The 17,859-nt window shown below is 38.1% G+C and carries 23 protein-coding genes; 14 read left to right on the forward strand and 9 right to left on the reverse strand.

Annotation, left to right across the window (positions count from 1 at the left end; genetic code table 11):
- Positions 1 to 178: 178 nt before the first annotated feature.
- From N178_RS07155 to mnhG, 7 genes are read left to right on the forward strand one after another with little or no spacing between them, the layout of a single operon-like run.
- On the forward strand, positions 179 to 2,584 hold the full coding sequence (locus tag N178_RS07155) for a Na+/H+ antiporter subunit A (protein ID WP_045291564.1): 2,406 nt from the start codon (positions 179 to 181) through the stop codon (positions 2,582 to 2,584).
- The gene (locus tag N178_RS07160) at positions 2,581 to 3,003 is read left to right on the forward strand and encodes a Na(+)/H(+) antiporter subunit B (RefSeq protein WP_013085301.1); all 423 of its coding nucleotides are present in this window, start codon (positions 2,581 to 2,583) and stop codon (positions 3,001 to 3,003) included. Before N178_RS07155 ends, N178_RS07160 begins: the two co-directional genes overlap by 4 nt.
- On the forward strand, positions 3,003 to 3,344 hold the full coding sequence (locus tag N178_RS07165; RefSeq protein WP_013059592.1) for a Na(+)/H(+) antiporter subunit C: 342 nt from the start codon (positions 3,003 to 3,005) through the stop codon (positions 3,342 to 3,344). The genes N178_RS07160 and N178_RS07165 overlap by 1 nt, the downstream gene beginning before the upstream one ends.
- A complete protein-coding gene (locus N178_RS07170; protein WP_045291566.1) occupies positions 3,334 to 4,818 on the forward strand; it encodes a Na+/H+ antiporter subunit D in 1,485 nt (494 codons plus the stop codon). Before N178_RS07165 ends, N178_RS07170 begins: the two co-directional genes overlap by 11 nt.
- A 6-nt stretch (positions 4,819 to 4,824) precedes the next feature.
- Positions 4,825 to 5,301: a Na+/H+ antiporter subunit E gene (locus tag N178_RS07175; RefSeq protein WP_045291567.1), complete on the forward strand. Its 477-nt coding sequence runs from the start codon at positions 4,825 to 4,827 to the stop codon at positions 5,299 to 5,301.
- Positions 5,302 to 5,586: a Na(+)/H(+) antiporter subunit F1 gene (locus tag N178_RS07180; protein WP_013059595.1), complete on the forward strand. Its 285-nt coding sequence runs from the start codon at positions 5,302 to 5,304 to the stop codon at positions 5,584 to 5,586.
- The gene (gene mnhG / locus N178_RS07185) at positions 5,570 to 5,932 is read left to right on the forward strand and encodes a monovalent cation/H(+) antiporter subunit G (RefSeq protein ID WP_045291568.1); all 363 of its coding nucleotides are present in this window, start codon (positions 5,570 to 5,572) and stop codon (positions 5,930 to 5,932) included. Before N178_RS07180 ends, mnhG begins: the two co-directional genes overlap by 17 nt.
- 44 nt (positions 5,933 to 5,976) lie before the next feature.
- Here the strand turns inward: mnhG and N178_RS07190 are convergent, their stop codons facing one another.
- Positions 5,977 to 7,140: an iron-containing alcohol dehydrogenase gene (locus N178_RS07190; protein WP_042991836.1), complete on the reverse strand. Its 1,164-nt coding sequence runs from the start codon at positions 7,138 to 7,140 to the stop codon at positions 5,977 to 5,979.
- 220 nt (positions 7,141 to 7,360) lie between these two features.
- Here N178_RS07190 and N178_RS07195 point away from each other — a divergent pair, with 220 nt between their 5' ends.
- Positions 7,361 to 7,591 (forward strand): DUF378 domain-containing protein, encoded by a 231-nt coding sequence (locus tag N178_RS07195; protein WP_013059598.1) that lies wholly within the window; start codon positions 7,361 to 7,363, stop codon positions 7,589 to 7,591.
- Between the two features lie 43 nt (positions 7,592 to 7,634).
- On the opposite strand, the gene yugI is transcribed toward N178_RS07195, so the two are convergent.
- From yugI to N178_RS07210, 3 genes are all read right to left on the reverse strand, one after another.
- On the reverse strand, positions 7,635 to 8,036 hold the full coding sequence (yugI, locus tag N178_RS07200; protein WP_013059599.1) for a S1 domain-containing post-transcriptional regulator GSP13: 402 nt from the start codon (positions 8,034 to 8,036) through the stop codon (positions 7,635 to 7,637).
- Between the two features lie 207 nt (positions 8,037 to 8,243).
- Complete coding sequence (locus N178_RS07205; protein ID WP_045291570.1) at positions 8,244 to 9,404, reverse strand: aminotransferase; 1,161 nt, start codon at positions 9,402 to 9,404, stop codon at positions 8,244 to 8,246.
- On the reverse strand, positions 9,404 to 9,904 hold the full coding sequence (locus N178_RS07210) for an Lrp/AsnC family transcriptional regulator (protein ID WP_013085306.1): 501 nt from the start codon (positions 9,902 to 9,904) through the stop codon (positions 9,404 to 9,406). Before N178_RS07210 ends, N178_RS07205 begins: the two co-directional genes overlap by 1 nt.
- A 158-nt stretch (positions 9,905 to 10,062) precedes the next feature.
- On the opposite strand from N178_RS07210, the gene N178_RS07215 reads away from it, so the two are divergent.
- A complete protein-coding gene (locus N178_RS07215) occupies positions 10,063 to 10,911 on the forward strand; it encodes an alpha/beta fold hydrolase (protein WP_045291571.1) in 849 nt (282 codons plus the stop codon).
- A 167-nt stretch (positions 10,912 to 11,078) separates the two neighbouring features.
- Positions 11,079 to 12,251, forward strand: coding sequence for a MalY/PatB family protein (locus N178_RS07220; RefSeq protein WP_045291573.1), 1,173 nt, complete (start codon positions 11,079 to 11,081; stop codon positions 12,249 to 12,251).
- A gap of 35 nt (positions 12,252 to 12,286) precedes the next feature.
- Here the strand turns inward: N178_RS07220 and N178_RS07225 are convergent, their stop codons facing one another.
- Positions 12,287 to 12,811: a superoxide dismutase family protein gene (locus tag N178_RS07225; RefSeq protein WP_045291574.1), complete on the reverse strand. Its 525-nt coding sequence runs from the start codon at positions 12,809 to 12,811 to the stop codon at positions 12,287 to 12,289.
- Positions 12,812 to 12,914: 103 nt separating this feature from the next.
- Positions 12,915 to 13,112: a hypothetical protein gene (locus tag N178_RS07230; RefSeq protein WP_045291575.1), complete on the reverse strand. Its 198-nt coding sequence runs from the start codon at positions 13,110 to 13,112 to the stop codon at positions 12,915 to 12,917.
- 85 nt (positions 13,113 to 13,197) lie between these two features.
- Between N178_RS07230 and kapB the strand changes: the two genes are divergently transcribed.
- A complete protein-coding gene (gene kapB, locus N178_RS07235) occupies positions 13,198 to 13,578 on the forward strand; it encodes a kinase-associated lipoprotein KapB (protein ID WP_045291577.1) in 381 nt (126 codons plus the stop codon).
- A gap of 36 nt (positions 13,579 to 13,614) precedes the next feature.
- Here kapB and kapD read toward each other — a convergent pair whose 3' ends face one another.
- Both kapD and N178_RS07245 read right to left on the reverse strand, forming a co-directional pair.
- Complete coding sequence (kapD, locus tag N178_RS07240; protein ID WP_013085312.1) at positions 13,615 to 14,229, reverse strand: 3'-5' exonuclease KapD; 615 nt, start codon at positions 14,227 to 14,229, stop codon at positions 13,615 to 13,617.
- 346 nt (positions 14,230 to 14,575) lie between these two features.
- Positions 14,576 to 14,959: a hotdog fold thioesterase gene (locus tag N178_RS07245; RefSeq protein WP_033580463.1), complete on the reverse strand. Its 384-nt coding sequence runs from the start codon at positions 14,957 to 14,959 to the stop codon at positions 14,576 to 14,578.
- A gap of 106 nt (positions 14,960 to 15,065) precedes the next feature.
- On the opposite strand from N178_RS07245, the gene N178_RS07250 reads away from it, so the two are divergent.
- From N178_RS07250 to N178_RS07260, 3 genes are all read left to right on the forward strand, one after another.
- On the forward strand, positions 15,066 to 15,434 hold the full coding sequence (locus N178_RS07250; protein WP_033580462.1) for a YuzC family spore coat inner layer protein: 369 nt from the start codon (positions 15,066 to 15,068) through the stop codon (positions 15,432 to 15,434).
- Between the two features lie 176 nt (positions 15,435 to 15,610).
- Positions 15,611 to 16,147: an HD domain-containing protein gene (locus N178_RS07255; protein WP_013059610.1), complete on the forward strand. Its 537-nt coding sequence runs from the start codon at positions 15,611 to 15,613 to the stop codon at positions 16,145 to 16,147.
- A 116-nt stretch (positions 16,148 to 16,263) separates the two neighbouring features.
- Positions 16,264 to 16,455, forward strand: coding sequence for a hypothetical protein (locus N178_RS07260; RefSeq protein ID WP_013059611.1), 192 nt, complete (start codon positions 16,264 to 16,266; stop codon positions 16,453 to 16,455).
- 52 nt (positions 16,456 to 16,507) lie between these two features.
- On the opposite strand, the gene N178_RS07265 is transcribed toward N178_RS07260, so the two are convergent.
- Positions 16,508 to 17,827 carry a Na+/H+ antiporter family protein gene (locus N178_RS07265; RefSeq protein ID WP_045291578.1) on the reverse strand — a complete coding sequence of 440 codons (1,320 nt, stop codon included), beginning with the start codon at positions 17,825 to 17,827 and terminating at the stop codon, positions 16,508 to 16,510.
- Positions 17,828 to 17,859 lie beyond the last annotated feature (32 nt).

Raw genomic sequence — 17,859 nt, forward strand, 5'->3', positions numbered from 1 at the left:
TGATTTTTATACGTCAAAAAAATTTTTTTATGTTTTTTTTATGGATTTTGTGACGAGTTTCTATTTATTTAATAAGCCTTGAAAATTCTGCTGATACTAAGAATTAGCATGGATGCATGCATAATTAAATTATTATATAATCGGTTACAGAATTGAATATCACAAGGAGGTTTGTCTTTTGTCGTGGTTGCACTTGGTGATTTTATCGCCTTTTTTATTAGCCTTTTTTGTCCCGCTTCTGTATAGAAAATTCCAGCGTATTCATACAGGGTGGTTCGTTTTGCCTCTTCCACTTGTGTTGTTCATTTATTTCACACAATATATCAGTGGTGTTTCTAAAGGGGAAACCTACCTACATTCAATGAAATGGATACCTAGTCTGGGCATTAACTTTGATGCTTATGTGGATGGACTCGGTCTTCTATTTTCTCTGTTAATCACCGGAATTGGGACACTTGTTATTCTTTACTCCATTTATTATCTTTCTAAGACAAAAGAAGCGCTGCATTCGTTTTATGTCTATTTGCTTCTTTTCATGGGATCTATGCTTGGAGTTGTATTATCAGACAATTTAATGAGTCTTTACAGCTTTTGGGAATTAACAAGCCTTTCATCTTTTTTATTGATTGGTTATTGGTACAAACGAGAGAAATCTCAATACGGAGCCTTAAAATCTATGCTCATTACCGTATTCGGAGGACTTTCCCTATTAGCAGGAATTGTGCTTTTATACGTCATGACAGGTACTTTCAGCATACGCGAAATTATCTCAAACGTAGATGTGGTCACATCAAGTCATCTATTTATTCCAGCTCTAGTCCTCATTTTATTAGGGGCCTTTACAAAATCTGCTCAGTTTCCTTTTCATATTTGGCTGCCAGATGCTATGGAAGCTCCAACCCCAGTGAGTGCATACCTTCATTCAGCTACAATGGTAAAAGCGGGAATTTATCTTTTAGCAAGACTCAGCCCTGTTTTTGCTATAAGCGCCACTTGGTTTTTTGTTATTTCCATCACAGGACTAATTACACTGTTTTGGGGCTCGTTTTCAGCCGTAAAGCAACAAGACTTGAAAGGGATTTTAGCTTTTTCAACAATTAGTCAGCTTGGGATGATTATGTCACTTATAGGAGTAGGCAGCGCAGCTATTCATTATGATTTTTTAGACGATAATATCTACTTAGTGGCTCTTACTGCAGCGGTTTTCCATTTGATTAACCACGCTACCTTCAAAGGCAGCTTGTTTATGGTAGTAGGCATTGTCGATCATGAAACAGGCACGCGTGACATTAGAAAGTTAGGCGGGTTAATGAGCTTCATGCCTGTGACATTTACCATTGCTATCATCGGGGGATTTGCAATGGCAGGTCTTCCTCCCTTTAATGGATTTTTAAGTAAAGAGATGTTTTTTACAGGCATGGTAAACGTGACAAAAATGGATATGTATAGCATGCAGACGTGGGGAATTTTGCTGCCTATCATCGCTTGGGTGGGAAGTATTTTCACTTTCGTCTATAGTATGATTCTTGTCTTTAAAACCTTTACAGGCAAATACCAGCCCGAAAAATTGGAGAAGAAGCCGCATGAAGCACCAGTAGGCATGCTTATTTCACCTGTTATTTTAGCATCACTGGTTGTTATTTTTGGCTTTGCTCCTAATTTATTAGAATCAACCCTTATTGAGCCAACAATGGCATCTATCGCACCTAGCCTGCTAGCTGAAGGTAAAGAATATCAAGTGCATATTAAATTTTGGCACGGCTTTACGCCAGAATTATTTATGACGCTAGGGGTCATCACATTTGGTATCTTGTTATTTATGACGCTTCAGAAGTGGTCAAAAATTTATACACGATTTCCTTCTTCTTTAACGCTTAACAACGGATATAATTATGGAATTAAAGGGATGGAAAAAGGCTCAACACGTATTATGAAAACATTAATGACAGGATTTATTAGAGACTATCTTTTAATCATTTTTACTTTCATAGGCATTTTAATTCTCGTAACGCTCTTTTCTCAGAATGCCTTTGCGATTGATTTAAAAGATACTGCTTCTATCGGTGTTTATGAAGCCATACTAGCAGTTGTAATGGTTGCGGCTACTATTACGACTTTATTGGCAAAATCACGCCTCACAGCCATTATTTCGCTGGGAGTTGTCGGGTATACACTTTCTTTATTTTTCGTATTATTCCGTGCTCCTGACTTAGCTTTGACTCAATTAGTGATTGAAACTGTATCAGTATCACTGTTTTTACTATGTTTCTACTACTTGCCGGAGTTTCGGAAGCGAAAAGTAAGGGTGAAGTTTCAACTGCCAAACTTACTGGTTGCTCTTCTTGTAGGAACGACCGTTACATTGCTTGGCATATCAGCAAACAGTACAAAACTATTTGAATCCATTTCACATTACTTTATTGAAAACAGTTATGAAAAAGCAGGCGGCGAAAACATGGTGAACGTGATCCTTGTTGACTTCCGCGGATTTGATACATTATTTGAAATTACCGTACTTTGTATAGCAGCTCTTGCTATCTATGGCATGATTCGTCTTCGGTTAACAAAGGAGGAAGAAGAGTGAAAAAAAATGATTTGATACTACAAACCACAACAAAAGTAGTCACATTCATTATTATCATTTTTGCCATTCATCTTTTCTTTGCAGGTCATTATACACCTGGAGGAGGGTTTGTTGGGGGGCTTACTACCTCAGCTGCCCTTGTATTACTACTGCTGGCTTTCGATATAAAAACCGTATCGAAAGTCATCCCATTTGATTATAAGAAGGTTGCGGCTTCCGGCCTGCTGCTAGCTATTTTAACCGGGCTGGGATCATTTATTTTCAAAGTTCCCTTTCTCACTCACACGTACAGCTACTTTAACCTTCCCCTTCTCGGGAAAACATCTTTAGCTACCGTTGTACTGTTTGATTTAGGCGTATATCTAGTAGTTGTTGGTGTTACGATGACCATTATTCAAACGATTGGAGAGAGTGAATAGTGGAAATATTAATGTCCATAGTGGCAGGGATTCTATTCACTGCCGCTGTATATCTCATGTTATCCCGCAGTTTACTGCGAATTATTATTGGAACAGGCTTATTAAGCCACGGTGTTCACCTATTGATTTTAACGATGGGCGGATTAAAAGGGGGTAGTGTTCCCCTTCTGGGAGAAAAGGCTTCTTCTTATACAGATCCTTTACCTCAGGCACTAATTTTAACTGCCATTGTCATAAGCTTTGGCGTCACTTCTTTTTTCCTTGTACTAGCTTACAGGGCTTATCAAGAACTCGGAACAGACGATATGGACAAGTTAAGGGGAAATGAACATGACGAGTAATTTTGTAATCATCCCACTGCTTATCCCGTTTGTTGTAGGTGTTGTGCTCATTTTTTTCAAAGACAATATTAAACTTCAAAGGATAATCAGTGTTTTATCGTTAATCACCACCACTGCTTTTGCTGCATATTTAGTACAGTTGGTTCAATCAAAAGGTGTTTTAACTCACGAGCTTGGGAACTGGAAGCCTCCTTTTGGAATTATTCTAGTAGCGGACATGTTCGCTTCCCTTCTCGTACTTACTGCTAGTATCGTAACACTATGCTGCGTTCTTTTTGCTTTTCATACAATTGGCGAAAGACGTGAACGCTTTTACTTTTATTCGTTTGTGCAGTTTTTATTAGTAGGCGTATTTGGCGCCTTCTTGACAGGTGATATCTTTAACTTATTTGTCTTTTTTGAAGTCATGCTTATGTCTTCGTATGCTCTTATTGTAATTGGCGGTACAAAAGCACAGCTTCGAGAGTCTCTTAAGTATATTTTAGTTAATGTAATTTCATCCGCTTTGTTTGTAATTGCTGTTGCTTATTTGTACGCTGTAACAGGAACTCTCAACATGGCAGACCTTTCGCAACGAATTGCAGAGGCTAATCAGCCGGGAATTTTAACAACTATTGGCATGCTTTTATTTATTGTATTTGCATTAAAAGCAGCTTTATTTCCAATGTATTTTTGGCTTCCAGGTTCGTACAGTGCGCCTCCACCGGTTATTATCGGATTGTTTGGTGCGCTGCTAACAAAAGTAGGAGTTTACTCTATTTTCAGGACTTTCACTTTACTGTTTTATCACCATCCTGAATTCACTCATCAAATTATCGGTTACGTTGCGCTTTTGACTATCGTTGTTGGTGCAGTAGGCGCCATTGCGTATTCGGATATGAATAAAATTTTAATTTATAACATTATTATTGCTGTCGGAGTCATTGTCTATGGTGTGACTTTAACAACAAAAGCAGGCTTTGAAGGAGCCATCTATTATTTAATTCACGACATGATTATTAAAGCAGCTCTCTTCCTTCTTGCTGGAAGCATCATTCGAATAACTGGAACAACAAAATTAAAGAAAATGGGTGGGTTAATTAAAGACTATCCGCTGCTTGGCTGGATGTTTTTTATCGCTACTATTTCGTTGGCAGGAATTCCTCCCCTAAGCGGCTTTATTGGAAAATTTCTTTTAGTTCAAGGCGGTTTAGAATCAGAGAGCTACACGTTTGTAGGAGTTTTACTCGTTTCAAGCCTGCTCGTTTTATATTCTGCCATTAAGATTTTCATGAGCTGCTTCTGGGGTGAACCTACGCTTTCTTCTGGTCAAGAAAAAGTATCCCTTAAAGGAATTCTATACCCATCCGCTATCTTACTTGCTGTTTCTGTCTTTTTAGGACTAGGTGCAGAAGCTGTTATTCCTTATGTGTCAACAGCCGCTCAAACGCTTATGGATCCTTCAATTTATATCCACTCGGTGTTAAAGGAGTAGATCTGCATGTCATTTCAACTATTATTAAACGTAACCATTGCATTCACATGGATGTTTTTGAGAGGGATTTGGACACTACCTTCCTTTATTATAGGATTTTTCTGGGGAGCGGTACTGCTGTTTGTTTTCCGCCGTTTTTTTCACAGCCGTTTTTACTTGCATAAAGTGTATGCGATCATTAAGCTGCTGTTTATTTTCATACGAGAATTATTCAAAGCCAATATTGCAGTTACTAAAGACGTATTGCGCCCTAAATTAAATATTCAGCCAGCCATCTTTGCAATGCCAACCCGTTTGGAGAGTGAATGGGAAATTACCATTCTTTCTCTTTTAATTACGCTAACGCCAGGCACACTGGTAATAGATGTGTCAGATGATAATTCTACTATCTATATTCATGCAATCAATACAGACGATATTGATGACATTATTACAGATATTCAGCAAACATTCGAAAAAGCTATTATGGAGGTGAGTCGTTAAATGCTCGATATTTTTTTAAACGTTTCGCTCATTCTCATTTCTGCTTCAACTATTGGGTTTGTTTATCGAGTGGTAAAAGGTCCGTCAACTGCTGATCGAGCAATGGCCCTTGATGCTATTGGAATTAACATCATTGCTATCACGGCCATCATCTCGATTATTTTTCGAACCCAGGCTTTTTTCGAAGTCATTTTACTGCTAGGCATCATAGCCTTTGTAGGTACCGTTGCTTTTTCTAAGTTTTTAGAGAAAGGAGAAGTGATTGAATATGAACGTGATCAGTGAAATCATTGTAGGAGCTTTCGTACTAATAGGGTCTCTTCTGACAGTTGTGACCATGATTGGGCTTATTCGCTTGCCTGATACGTATACAAGAAGTCACGCTGCCTCCAAAAGTGCTACCTTAGGTGTCCTGTTTGTATTAGTGGGCTGCTTACTCTACTTTTGGATTGACACTGGCCATATTAGTGCACGGCTAATTTTAGCGATTGTCTTTGTGTTTATCACCTCTCCTATTGCTGGGCATTTACTAGGAAGAGCCGCTTATTACAGCGGGGTTCCTCTTTCTGATAAAACCGTTCGGGATGATTTGAAAACCAAACAGCAGAAAAAGCTTACCCATCATGAATAGAAAAAACGCCGTGTCTTTTGCACGGCGTTTTTTTTTCGAGAATCTTATAAAGAAGCGCGTAGGATTGCTAGTACATCTTCTTTGTTTAATTTTTTAAATTTACCAAATTCACCTTTAGCCATCGCACGATCAGCCATAAGATCTAATTTGTCTTCACCAATATCATAATCAGCTAAGCGAGTTGGTGCACCTAGGCTTGACCAGAATTCGCGAAGCTTATCAACACCTTCAAGTGCTACTTCTTTATCCGTCTTGCCTTCCGTATCTACGTTAAATACGCGTACAGCTACTTGCTTGAAGCGATCTACGTTCTCATCCATTACGTGTTTCATCCAGTTCGGGAATAAAATTGCGAGTCCACCCGCATGTGGGATGTCATATACAGCTGATACCGCATGCTCAATATTGTGAGTAGCCCAATCGCCTTGGTGTCCCATTTGTAACATACCGTTTAATGCGATGGTACCATTGTATAAAATCGTTTCACGTAACTCGTAGTTCTCTAAGTCGTTTAATAATTTTGGTCCCGTTTCAATAACCGTTTGCAGTACTCCTTCACACATGCGATCTTGAAGCGGCGTATTTGTTGCAGCATGGAAATACTGTTCAAATACGTGGCTCATCATGTCGACCATGCCATAAACTGTTTGATTTTTTGGTACAGTAAATGTATTAACGGGATCTAAAATAGAGAATTGAGGGAAGGTTGCCGGACTGCCCCAGCCGTATTTTTCTTGTGTTTCCCAATTTGTAATAACAGAACCAGCATTCATTTCTGAACCCGTTGCTGCTAATGTTAGCACTGTTCCAAACGGAAGAGCTTCAGCTGCGAATGCGTCGCGGTTAATGATGTCCCATACGTCTCCATCATATTTTGCGCCTGCTGCGATTGCTTTTGTACAATCGATTACGCTTCCTCCACCTACTGCAAGTAAAAATTCAATACCGTTTTCTTTACAAATATCGATTCCTTTGCGAACAGTTGTCAGACGTGGATTCGGCTCTACTCCCGCTAACTCATGTACTTCTGCATTCATGTCATTCAGTACATCCATTACTTGATCGTATAAACCGCTGCGTTTTACGCTTCCTCCGCCGTATACTAATAATATCTTTTTACCAAAGCGACTTGCTTCTGTTTTTAATTGCTCTAATTGGCCTTTACCAAAAATTAATTTTGTAGGGTTATAAAATGTAAAATTGTTCACTATAAACTCCTCCTTACGAGCTTGAGTACATGCATCATTATGAAGAACAAATTTTTGATTGTAAAGAAAATTGACTTCCTAAAGATTATTCCCTGTTGACTAGACGCTCACCCCATCCAAATGAACGTTTATTTGTCTGTATCTTCCAAAAGTAACTATGCATATTTTCCTCTAAAAAAAGCAGGCTAATAAGTGAACTACAAAACAAGGAGGGTTCATCATGAGTGGTATTCAACGTATTGCGCTCGTATTAACGATTATTGGAGCAATTAACTGGGGACTTATTGGCTTTTTTCAATTTGATTTAGTAGCAGCAATCTTCGGCGGTCAAACATCTGCTTTCTCCCGCATTATTTATGGATTGGTTGGAATCGCAGGACTGATTAACCTAGGTCTATTATTTAAACCTTCTGCTGAAGTAGAGCGTACAGAACCTAGAACGGAACATTAAAAAAAGAAGGATAGCTGAGCTATCCTTCTTTTTTTCTTATTTCTTATTTCTTAATTAGATCTTCGCGGTTTGATTGCTCAATCCACTCTTCTAATTTTTCTTTTAATGTGTTGAATCCTTGAGTAGATTCAGTATGAACTGTTGCTTGACCTTGACGCTTTTTAGCAGGTTTTTTAGGTGCAGAAGCTTCAGTTTTTTCTGGAGCTGGCTCAGTTGCACGAATAGATAAACCAATTTTACCAGTTGACTCATCAACAGATAAAACTTTAACGTTTACTTCGTCTCCTACTGATAAATGTTCGTTGATATCTTTAACGAAGCCATGTTTTACTTCTGAGATATGAACTAATCCTTGAGTTTCTTCATTTAATGCAACGAATGCACCGTATGGTTGAATTCCTGTTACTTTACCTTTTGTAACAGTACCGATTTCAAATTTTGACATATAAACACTCCTAGATACCTTATTATTTTCACCATTATAGCCAATTTAAAATTATAGCACAGTTCATAGATTGAATCAAAAAGTAGTTATACTATATTTATTATTTACCAATTTCGTCACAAATATAAACTAACACTACATTTCATCATAGCAAAAAAGATATTATATCAAACCGTCTATACGATATGACATAATATCTTATTTTTATTATAACTTATTTTCAACAAAACGGCTAATCCGTTTTATGGATTCTTCTAATGATTCCATTGAAGAGGCGTATGAACAGCGAATATGTCCCTCTCCGCCTTTTCCAAATACATTGCCTGGCACCACGGCTACTCGCTCTTCAAGCAACAGCTGCTCAGCGAATTCTTCCGATGACAATCCAGTTTTCTTGATAGACGGGAACACATAAAACGCTCCTCCCGGAGAATGGCATTCCAGACCAATTTGATTTAACGACTTCACCATATAGTTCCGTCTTCTGCGATAGCTTTTTCTCATCTCTTCTACGTCATGCTGCCCATTTTGCAGTGCTTCAATTGCTCCATACTGTGCCATGGTAGGCGCACACATCATTGTATACTGATGAATTTTCAGCATTGCTTTAGCAATCTCAGTTGGTGCACATATGTACCCAAGACGCCATCCAGTCATAGCAAACCCTTTAGAAAAGCCAGAAATAATAATGGTTCGTTCTTTCATTCCTTCTAAAGAAGCAATAGATGTAAATTCTTCATCATATGTTAATTCTGCATAGATTTCATCCGTGATAACAAGCAAGTCATGCTTGATGACAATATCCGCAATAGCCTGCAGCTCTTCTTTAGATAGTGAACTTCCTGTTGGATTATTAGGAGAGCATAAAAGAAGGGCTTTCGTGTTGCTTGTAATGACTTCTTCAATCTGTCTAGGCTGCAGTTTAAACTCTGTTTCTGCCGTTGTTTCAATTGCCACAGGAACTCCTCCTGCTAGAGAAATTAACGGACTGTAAGACACAAAGTTTGGCTCCACGACAATAATCTCATCTTCAGGGTTAATCAAAGCTCGCATTGTAATGTCTAAAGCCTGACTTCCTCCAACGGTCACGATAATATCATCTTGATAATCATACGAGACGTTAAAATTTCTTTTCATATACTTCATAATTTCAAAGCGGAGCTCTAAAAGCCCCGCATTTGCTGTATAAGAGGTATATCCTCTTTCCAATGATAAAATACTCGCTTCTCGAACAGCCCAAGATGTGACAAAATCAGGTTCACCTACTCCAAGAGAGATGACGTTATCCATACTTGCTGCTAAATCAAAAAAGCGGCGAATACCTGAAGGTTTCAGCTGTTGTACAGTTGTTGACAAGCGCTCTTTCATTACGGAGACACCACGATTCTGCGATCTTCATCGCCTTGGTCGTAGATGGTACCATCGTGCTTGTATTTTTTCATGATAAAGTGAGTCGTTGTAGATAAAACAGAGTCTAGCGTAGAAAGCTTTTCAGAAACAAAAAATGCTACTTCAGACATTGATTTTTCTTCAATAATAACAGACAAGTCATATGCTCCTGACATTAGGTACACAGATTTCACTTCTTGAAAACGATAGATGCGCTCCGCAATCTCGTCAAAGCCTACTCCTCGCTTTGGTGCAACTTTTACATCTATCATAGCGGTGACGCCCTCATGTCCATCTACTCGTCTCCAGTTAATATCAGCTGAATATTGCACAATTACTTTTTCTCTCTCTAGCTTTTTAACAATATTAGAGGTTTCGTCAAACGTTAAATCCACCATTTTTGAAATACTATCTATTGAAATACGGCTATTTTTTTCTAGAATTTCTAAAATTTCTAACTCTTTTTCTTCTAAGAACACCGCGTTCCCCTCCTACACCGATTAAATTTTTTCACTTTTTCCATTATATCAAATTTAAACACATCTTTAATGTGAAATCTATACCGGTAATTGAGTTTCATTTTATAGATTGCTGGAAATTAGGACAGACTAGAAAGAAAAAGATGGAGTGAAACAAATTGACTGAATCTAAAATTACTTGCCACCAGCGTACTTTTAATGGAGTCAATGTTTACTACGAATGCCATAACTATCACCCTGATAAACCAGCTATTGTATTTATTCACGGCTTTTTATCATCCAGTTTTAGTTTTCGGCGTTTAATTCCTTTATTTGAAGATACGTTTTCTATCATTACGCTGGACCTTCCGCCATTTGGGCGAAGTGAAAAATCGTTAACCTTTCAATACTCGTATAAAAACTTAGCCAAAATTGTCATCGAGTTGATTGACTATTTAAAATTAAAAGACGTTGTACTATCGGGACACTCAATGGGAGGACAGGTTTGTTTGAACGTAGCAAAATTAAAGCCTTCTTGCGTATCAAAACTCGTTCTTCTGTGCAGCTCAGCTTATTTAGGCCCTTCACATTATGGGTTGGTCATGTCTTCTTATGTTCCCTTCTTTTATCTGTGGGTAAAAACGTGGCTATCTCGCAAAGGTGTATTAGGTAACTTGCAAAATGTCGTATTTGATCATCAGTTAATCGACGAAGAAATGATTGATGGCTATACTGAACCATTTTTGGATGACCGTACGTTTATGGCTTTGACAAGAATGATTCGTGATCGAGAAGGAGACCTATCCTCAAAGGATTTGCAGCACATAAAAAAACCAAGTTTACTCATTTGGGGAGAAGAAGACCGAGTTGTCCCTTTACATCTCGGACGTAAGTTAAAAGATGATTTAACAGATTCTACCTTTGTCTCTTTAAAGGAAATTGGACATCTTTTACCAGAAGAATGTCCCGACATTGTGCAGTCTCATATGGTCGATTTCTTGTACGATGAACAGGCCCTGTCTCAATAATGACGGGGCGAATTCGTATATGTCACAAGAGGCGCTAACTTTAATAAAAAATTTAGTAGTGGCGCTTCAGCAATTTTTCACTTTCTTTATTGACTTCACGAGTTAACTTCGTTGACAAACGTATTAAAAATAAGCAAACTATTATATTAAAAAAGGGGGTACTTTTATTGTCTACTTATTCTTTTGATCAATTAATTAACCGTACAGGTACGCAGTCCGTAAAGTGGGACAAAACTGATCTCGTTTTTGGAGCAAAAGATGTTCTGCCTTTTTGGGTAGCTGATATGGATTTCCAAGCGCCGCCTAATGTTCTTCAAACCATTAATGAGCGTGTCAAACACGGTATTTTCGGCTACACTTCCCCTACTGAATCTACGGCAAATGCTTTATCATCTTGGGTAGAAAAAAAGCATCAGTGGACCATTGATCATGAATGGATTACATACAGTCCAGGAGTTGTGTTTGCCCTGAGTATGGCTATTCAAGCATTTACGGAACCCGGAGATTCAATTTTAATTCAACCTCCAGTCTATACTCCATTTTTTAACATGATACAGGTAAATGATCGAGAAGTTGTTGAAAATCCGTTAAAACTTGCAGGCGATAAATACGAAATTGATTTTGCAGATTTAGAGAAAAAATTTGCGGAAGGCGTAAAATTAATGATTCTTTGCAGTCCTCATAATCCAGTAGGACGCGTGTGGACAAAAGAAGAACTGAAGAAGCTTGCCGATCTTTGTCAAAAATACAATGTATTAATTGTTTCAGATGAAATCCATTCTGATCTAATTTACCATCCTTATAAACACATTCCCATTAGCATGGTGAGTGAAGATGCAGCCAATCGAACCATTACGTGTATGGCCCCTAGCAAAACATTCAATATACCCGGACTTCAAGCTTCAGCCATTATTATTCCAAATGAGAAGCTGCGCACACAGTATGTTCAGCAGCAGCAAAAACAAGGGTTCTCTAATTTAAATACATTTGGAATCATTGGATTAGAAGCAGCTTACAGCGAAGGTGGAGAGTGGCTAGAAGCGTTGCTTGTGTATCTGAAGAAAAATGTAGATCTCGTGACGGGGTTTATAAGTGAAAACTTACCTGAACTGCGAGTCATTCAGCCAGAAGGAACTTATCTATTATGGATTGACTGTAACAAGCTGCACTTATCAGAAGAAGAATTACATGAACGCTTATTAGAAAAAGGCAAAATTGCCGTAGAAAAAGGCGAAAAATACAGCTCCACATATGGAAAAGGTTTTATCCGCTTGAACATTGGCTGTTCACATGAACAACTTCAAGAAGGATTAAATCGCTTAAAAATAGCTTTAACGTAAAAAACAGCGTTCTTTCTCACGAAAGAACGCTGTTTTTAATGTTTTTTTGAAATAACTCCGCACGCGATTCGCTTGCCAGAATTACCTGATGGCTCTGTCATTCCGTCATCACCTTGTTCGGTAATAACAAGGGAAGAACCATCCATACGCTTAACGAGAGATGTCTTTCCTTCTTTTAACGTGACTTGAGGAACCATATCCGTTCCTGTATACGTCTGATCGTCTTCTACCACAATATTTTTCATATCGCCTAAATGCGGTCCTTTTGGATTTAACAGTCCGTGTTTCTTTTTATCAGGATCAAGGTGATTTCCTGCACTTTTAAAGTTAGGAGCTTTGCAAATTCCGATTTCATGAATATGTACGCCGTGTTCTCCAGGTGGAAGTCCGCTTAAATCGTAAGTAAACTCAATTCCATCAGCCTGCTCTTTCAACTTGACTGTACCGATGCTATCTCCATCTGCGTTATAGACTTTGACTTCTTTATTGGATATTTCTTTTTCCATACACCCCGTTAACAAGAAAAAAGGCACGGTTCCAATGAGTAGTAGTTTTTTCATGTTGCCCTCCAATCGCATATGCACTAGCGAAAGTTTTAGATGTCTTTCCATAGATTGTCCAGCAACATATCATTTTAAACGCTTACATTTTATTTGCATTTCATTACAGTGATTTCTTATTTTCTTGTTCTTTCAGCTTTGATTCTAATTCCTTTGTTTTTTCTTCTTCTTTTTTAGACACCTTGATGATGAACCGCCAGACTGCAACTGCCGCTAGTACAAAAATCGTCATTGTAGCAAAAGCAGGAATATATTCTGTTTTATCTTCCGGAAAATAAAGCAAAAACATTAAATACATCATGTACAACATCCTTTCATAGAAACGGTAGTGGTTTTTGATTTATACTGTTTATAACAAACACTTTACTTAAAGGAGATCTGGCAATATGACATTTACAATTGGTCAAACCGTTAAGGCACTTTATAAAACCGGGAAATACATCGGTGAAATTACACAAGTTCGAGATTTGCATTATGTTGTACGAATTCAAGCTGTGTTGAAGCATCCAGAACAAGGTGACTTACATAACCCTGGACAAGTGGACGTACCTTTTTTTCACGAGCGAAAAGCACTTGCGTTTCGAGAGCAGGCCAACATTCCTCAAAAAATGGTTCATCTCTATGAAGACAGCGTTCCTGATTATAAGCTTTCACTAAAAAAAGCCCTTGAATTAAAGATAGCTGAACAACAAGCCAAAGATAGCGCTTTTGCTCAAGCAAGTATTGCATGTTTAGAAGAGTTAAAAAAAGAGTACGGTATTCATTAAGCAAAAAGCCAAATTCACATAGAAGTGATTTGGCTTTTATAATGCAAATTTATTTAATACTTTTGAAAAATCGATTCGATCTCCTATGGTCGTTGGTTCCGGCTTTTGAAGGTACCTCTTATCTTTTTCTACAAGCTTAAAGATGTTGAGTGTCGTCATCGCATCATCAAGCGCGCAGTGGTGCTTTCCAGTTCCTTCTTTACCATACTCTTGCACAGCTTTCCAAAGGCCGGTTTGATTTTGATCTCCAAAAAAGCGCTTATACTCCATCGAAAGATCAATTTCTTTACCTGTAAACGGAAACGGCACCTTATTTTTTTGACAGCACTGCCTTAATACTTTCATATCCATGTTCCCCCATGTAATAATCGTGCTGTTTTTATACATGCCCAGTCGCTGTACAAGCTGCTCTAGCGTAATTCCTTCATTTACTTGATTTTGTTCGATATGGAGAAATGATTTACAGCGCTCAGTTAATTTTGTAAAGTGTGTAGGCTGTACGTAAGAGGAGAAACGATCAATGATTTCTTGATTTTTAACAAACACCAAACCAACTTCAATGATTTCCGGAAAAAAGCCTTTTGGAAAACCTTTATACTCTGGCATTGTAAATTCAAAATCAATGAATAAATACTGAGAGTTCTTATCCAATATTATCACCCCTTTGTAAAATAAACCGCCCTACTATATTAATGCTATTATAGCACGATTGAACAATCGGAAGGTCTATTTCCTGTTATTATTTTTAATATTATGAATATTCTAGTTGCTGAATAAAAAGAATACTTTACTACTACTATATTCTAGAGCATGTCTCTATGCGCAGGGTAACTGTCACGAATAGACATAATTTTGCTTCTTTTTTTTACCTATTTTTTCACTTTTTTATGTATCCGCTCTTCCAAATTCTCTTTAAGCTCTCACGTCAGTGTGTGAGGTAGCTGCTTCTGACTCCAAAAGCATACCTCACACCTTTTAGACTAAGCCTTTCTTATATTTAAGCTTTAGGCAGGATAGCAAGCGTGCACCGGGATATACAGATTAAATTCTCTTCTTCATCTTGAATTTTCACTTCCCAAACCGCTGTTTTTTTTCCTTTATGTAAAGGAACGCCTATAGCTGTAACTGTTCCGTCTTTTTTCCCTTTGATATGATTGGCATTAATCTCTAAACCCACGCAGATTTCTTTTTCAATATCTACACTTTTAATAGCACCTAGACTAGCCACAGTTTCGGCTAACGCCACCGATGCTCCTCCGTGCAAAAGCCCGAATGGCTGACGCGTTCGCTCATCAACAGGCATCGTCGCTTCCACTCTTTGTTCACTTGCGCTAATAATCTCAATTCCTAATGCTTCTAACAGCGTATCTTTTGTTTTCATATACATACCTCCCTTTGTATCTAGTATACAATAACGGTTTTGCTACAACATATACGAACCCTCTACATATACATAATAAAAATCCGTTTTTTAGGAGGACTCTTATATGAAACCATTTGCTCCCTTGTCTTACTATTGGCCATCGTACTACATGCCTCACCCTTATACATACAGGGTACCTAGCTTACCTGAGGCGGACATAGCGACTTTCCAGCAATCTCTTAAAGTGATTCCCTCTACTATGCAAAGCGCTACCATATTTATTCAAAGAGCTAACGCTTCGCCAGCTTTAATAAAAAAAATAAAAGCTGCTGCTCAAGAATCTAAAATGAGTGAAGTAAAAAGACTCATTCTTTCAACGGGCGTTAAGGCAAAAATTGATGTTTTTTATACGCCAGACTATATTAAAATTACGTTTATTCATCCTGATAACCAATTTGACTGCTGTCACGTTTCGTTAAATATTAAATGGTAAAACACAAGGAAAAAAGTCTTATTTTCTTTTAAAAAAGATGTACATGTTGTTTTGTTTCGAATATTATAATATATGACATTTTTGGATGTAAAAACAAATTACACGATAATTGTATTTAAGAAATAAATATGATATTGTATTTGGAAATATATTTTTTCTTTAGGAGGGATGACATGATGAGACATGTTACGCTAGTAGAAATTTTTACGCATCCTATCGCTCAAAAATATTTAACTCGCTCTGGCGTTGCGCATGCTGTATCCGTCGCCTATCATGCGTTTCGTCTATCTGTACAGCATAATGTAAACCCCGATTTAGCTACAAAAGCAGCGCTGCTTCATGATATTGGCCACTACGAATGGTACACAAATGGTCAGTGGGATTATGAAAAGTATCGTCAAAATGATATTCACGCTATTAAAGGTGCTGAACGTGCACATAAATTACTCATTCGTTTAGGTGAGGAACCTCAGGCGGCAAAAGAAATTGCCTTAGCTATTTTACTGCACACAGACTCATATTTGCCTGAAGGAACCATTCAACAACGCCCTCTTCAAAAAGTAGTCAAACTAGCTGATGAAGCTGATGAAGAGCCAGGCGGCAAACATCATTACCGTGAAATGGAATATAATTTGGCTGTAAAGAAAATTAAGGAGCTTGATAAGAAAGTGCTTGAACTTCTACATTCCAACCAATTTAAACAGTTAGGCTGACAGGGTTAACTCCTTTCATAAGAGTTAATCCTTTTTATTATTTCTCCTCATAATTCCCTGCAAATTACTCATACTATTTATTGATTCTCATTTTTGGTTAGTTAGGAGGAAGAAGAATGTCTAAAAACGCTAGAGGTTACGTGCAGGATTCTTGTACGTCATTAAATCAGGCAAAAGCAAGCCTTGAACAAGCTCTTCAAACAGTAGAGAAAGATTCAAATCGCGAACGTATTGAACAATCTCTTCAGGCTGTAGAGCAAGCATTAGGAGCTTGTGACAGCACTGCTTCTACTCTTTCTCAAGCATGAAAAAAAGCAGCCGGTTTTGATCGGCTGCTTTTTTTCATTATAGACCCTCTATTTACAAGATAACTGAGGCAATCCACCCAAAAATAATGAGTGGAATGTTATAGTGAAGAAAAGTTGGTACACACGTATCCCAAATATGATCATGTTGACGATCGACTGCTAATCCAGATGTTGGTCCAAGCGTACTGTCTGAAGCTGGTGAACCAGCGTCTCCAAGCGCTCCCGCTGTACCAACAATACAAATCGTTGCCATTGGACTCATACCAAGTTCTAAGCAAAGAGGAACAAAAATTGTCGCGATAATTGGAATGGTAGAGAAAGAAGAACCAATGCCCATTGTGACTAAAAGCCCGATGACAAGCATAAGAAATGCACCGAGCATTTGGTTTCCGCCAATAAGAGCAACAGAGGCTTTTACAAGCGCTTCTACATCTCCAGTTTCTTGAAGAACTTTTGCAAAACCAGAGGCTGACAGCATAACAAATCCGATAAAAGCCATCATTCTCATTCCGTTCGTTAATACTGGATCTGCTTCGTTCCACTTCAAAGCCCCGCTGAAGTAAACGACAACAATGCCTGCAAGCGCTCCAAAAATCATAGAATCTACTAAGAGCTGCACAGTTAAAGCCGCTACAATCGCAAGTAAAGCTACTATAATTCCCCTTGTTGTGTAACCTGTACGCTCCTCTGCGCCTTGATCAATGTCAATGTCTTCATAACTGCGCGGCTTACGGTACGAAATAAACACAGCAAACAATAAGCCCGCTACCATTCCTAAAGCTGGAAGAGCCATTGCCGTGGTAATATCTCCTTTATCAATTGTCAATCCGCTTTCTTTGATGTTAGTAAATAAAATGTCGTGATAAATCTTACCGAATCCTGCCGGCAAATACATATAAGGTGTAACCAATCCAAATGTAATAACTGTTGCGACTAATCGGCGATCTATTTTCAACTGATTAAATACTTTTAATAGCGGTGGAATTAAAAGCGGAATAAATGCAATGTGAACTGGAATAACGTTTTGAGAAAAACATGAAATAATAAGGATGATTAATAAAATTAGTACTTTTGACAGTGACTTCTTTTTCGTTTCTCCTTCTTTCCCTACTATTTTTAACGCTAGCTGAACAACCGCATCAGGCAGCCCTGTCCGCGAAACAGCCATTGCAAATCCTCCAAGCAAAGCATAGCTTAATGCAACAGAAGCACTGTTTCCAAGACCATCTGTGTATATACTTACTGTGTCTGTGAGGCTGATACCGCCAACAAGTCCTCCAATTAGCGCTCCGACCGCTAAAGAAAAGACAACGTTGATACGCAATAAGCTCAAAATCAGCATCACGAGCACAGCTATTAATACTGCATTCATTTTGAAACCTCCATTTTTCTTTTTACTTTATC

It is taken from the genome of Priestia aryabhattai B8W22 (genome assembly GCF_000956595.1).
In the GTDB taxonomy this organism is placed as follows: Bacteria; Bacillota; Bacilli; order Bacillales; family Bacillaceae_H; genus Priestia; species Priestia aryabhattai.

What these genes read in the sequence shown, in the direction of transcription:
- N178_RS07170 (WP_045291566.1), top strand. Translation starts at nt 3,334, where the DNA reads ATGACGAGTAATTTTGTAATCATCCCACTGCTTATCCCGTTTGTTGTA.
- N178_RS07175 (WP_045291567.1), top strand. Translation starts at nt 4,825, where the DNA reads ATGTCATTTCAACTATTATTAAACGTAACCATTGCATTCACATGGATG.
- N178_RS07180 (WP_013059595.1), top strand. Translation starts at nt 5,302, where the DNA reads ATGCTCGATATTTTTTTAAACGTTTCGCTCATTCTCATTTCTGCTTCA.
- mnhG (WP_045291568.1), top strand. Translation starts at nt 5,570, where the DNA reads ATGAACGTGATCAGTGAAATCATTGTAGGAGCTTTCGTACTAATAGGG.
- N178_RS07195 (WP_013059598.1), top strand. Translation starts at nt 7,361, where the DNA reads ATGAGTGGTATTCAACGTATTGCGCTCGTATTAACGATTATTGGAGCA.
- yugI (WP_013059599.1), bottom strand. Translation starts at nt 8,036, where the DNA reads ATGTCAAAATTTGAAATCGGTACTGTTACAAAAGGTAAAGTAACAGGA.
- N178_RS07205 (WP_045291570.1), bottom strand. Translation starts at nt 9,404, where the DNA reads ATGAAAGAGCGCTTGTCAACAACTGTACAACAGCTGAAACCTTCAGGT.
- N178_RS07225 (WP_045291574.1), bottom strand. Translation starts at nt 12,811, where the DNA reads ATGAAAAAACTACTACTCATTGGAACCGTGCCTTTTTTCTTGTTAACG.
- N178_RS07230 (WP_045291575.1), bottom strand. Translation starts at nt 13,112, where the DNA reads ATGATGTATTTAATGTTTTTGCTTTATTTTCCGGAAGATAAAACAGAA.
- kapB (WP_045291577.1), top strand. Translation starts at nt 13,198, where the DNA reads ATGACATTTACAATTGGTCAAACCGTTAAGGCACTTTATAAAACCGGG.
- N178_RS07245 (WP_033580463.1), bottom strand. Translation starts at nt 14,959, where the DNA reads ATGAAAACAAAAGATACGCTGTTAGAAGCATTAGGAATTGAGATTATT.
- N178_RS07250 (WP_033580462.1), top strand. Translation starts at nt 15,066, where the DNA reads ATGAAACCATTTGCTCCCTTGTCTTACTATTGGCCATCGTACTACATG.
- N178_RS07255 (WP_013059610.1), top strand. Translation starts at nt 15,611, where the DNA reads ATGAGACATGTTACGCTAGTAGAAATTTTTACGCATCCTATCGCTCAA.
- N178_RS07260 (WP_013059611.1), top strand. Translation starts at nt 16,264, where the DNA reads ATGTCTAAAAACGCTAGAGGTTACGTGCAGGATTCTTGTACGTCATTA.
- N178_RS07265 (WP_045291578.1), bottom strand. Translation starts at nt 17,827, where the DNA reads ATGAATGCAGTATTAATAGCTGTGCTCGTGATGCTGATTTTGAGCTTA.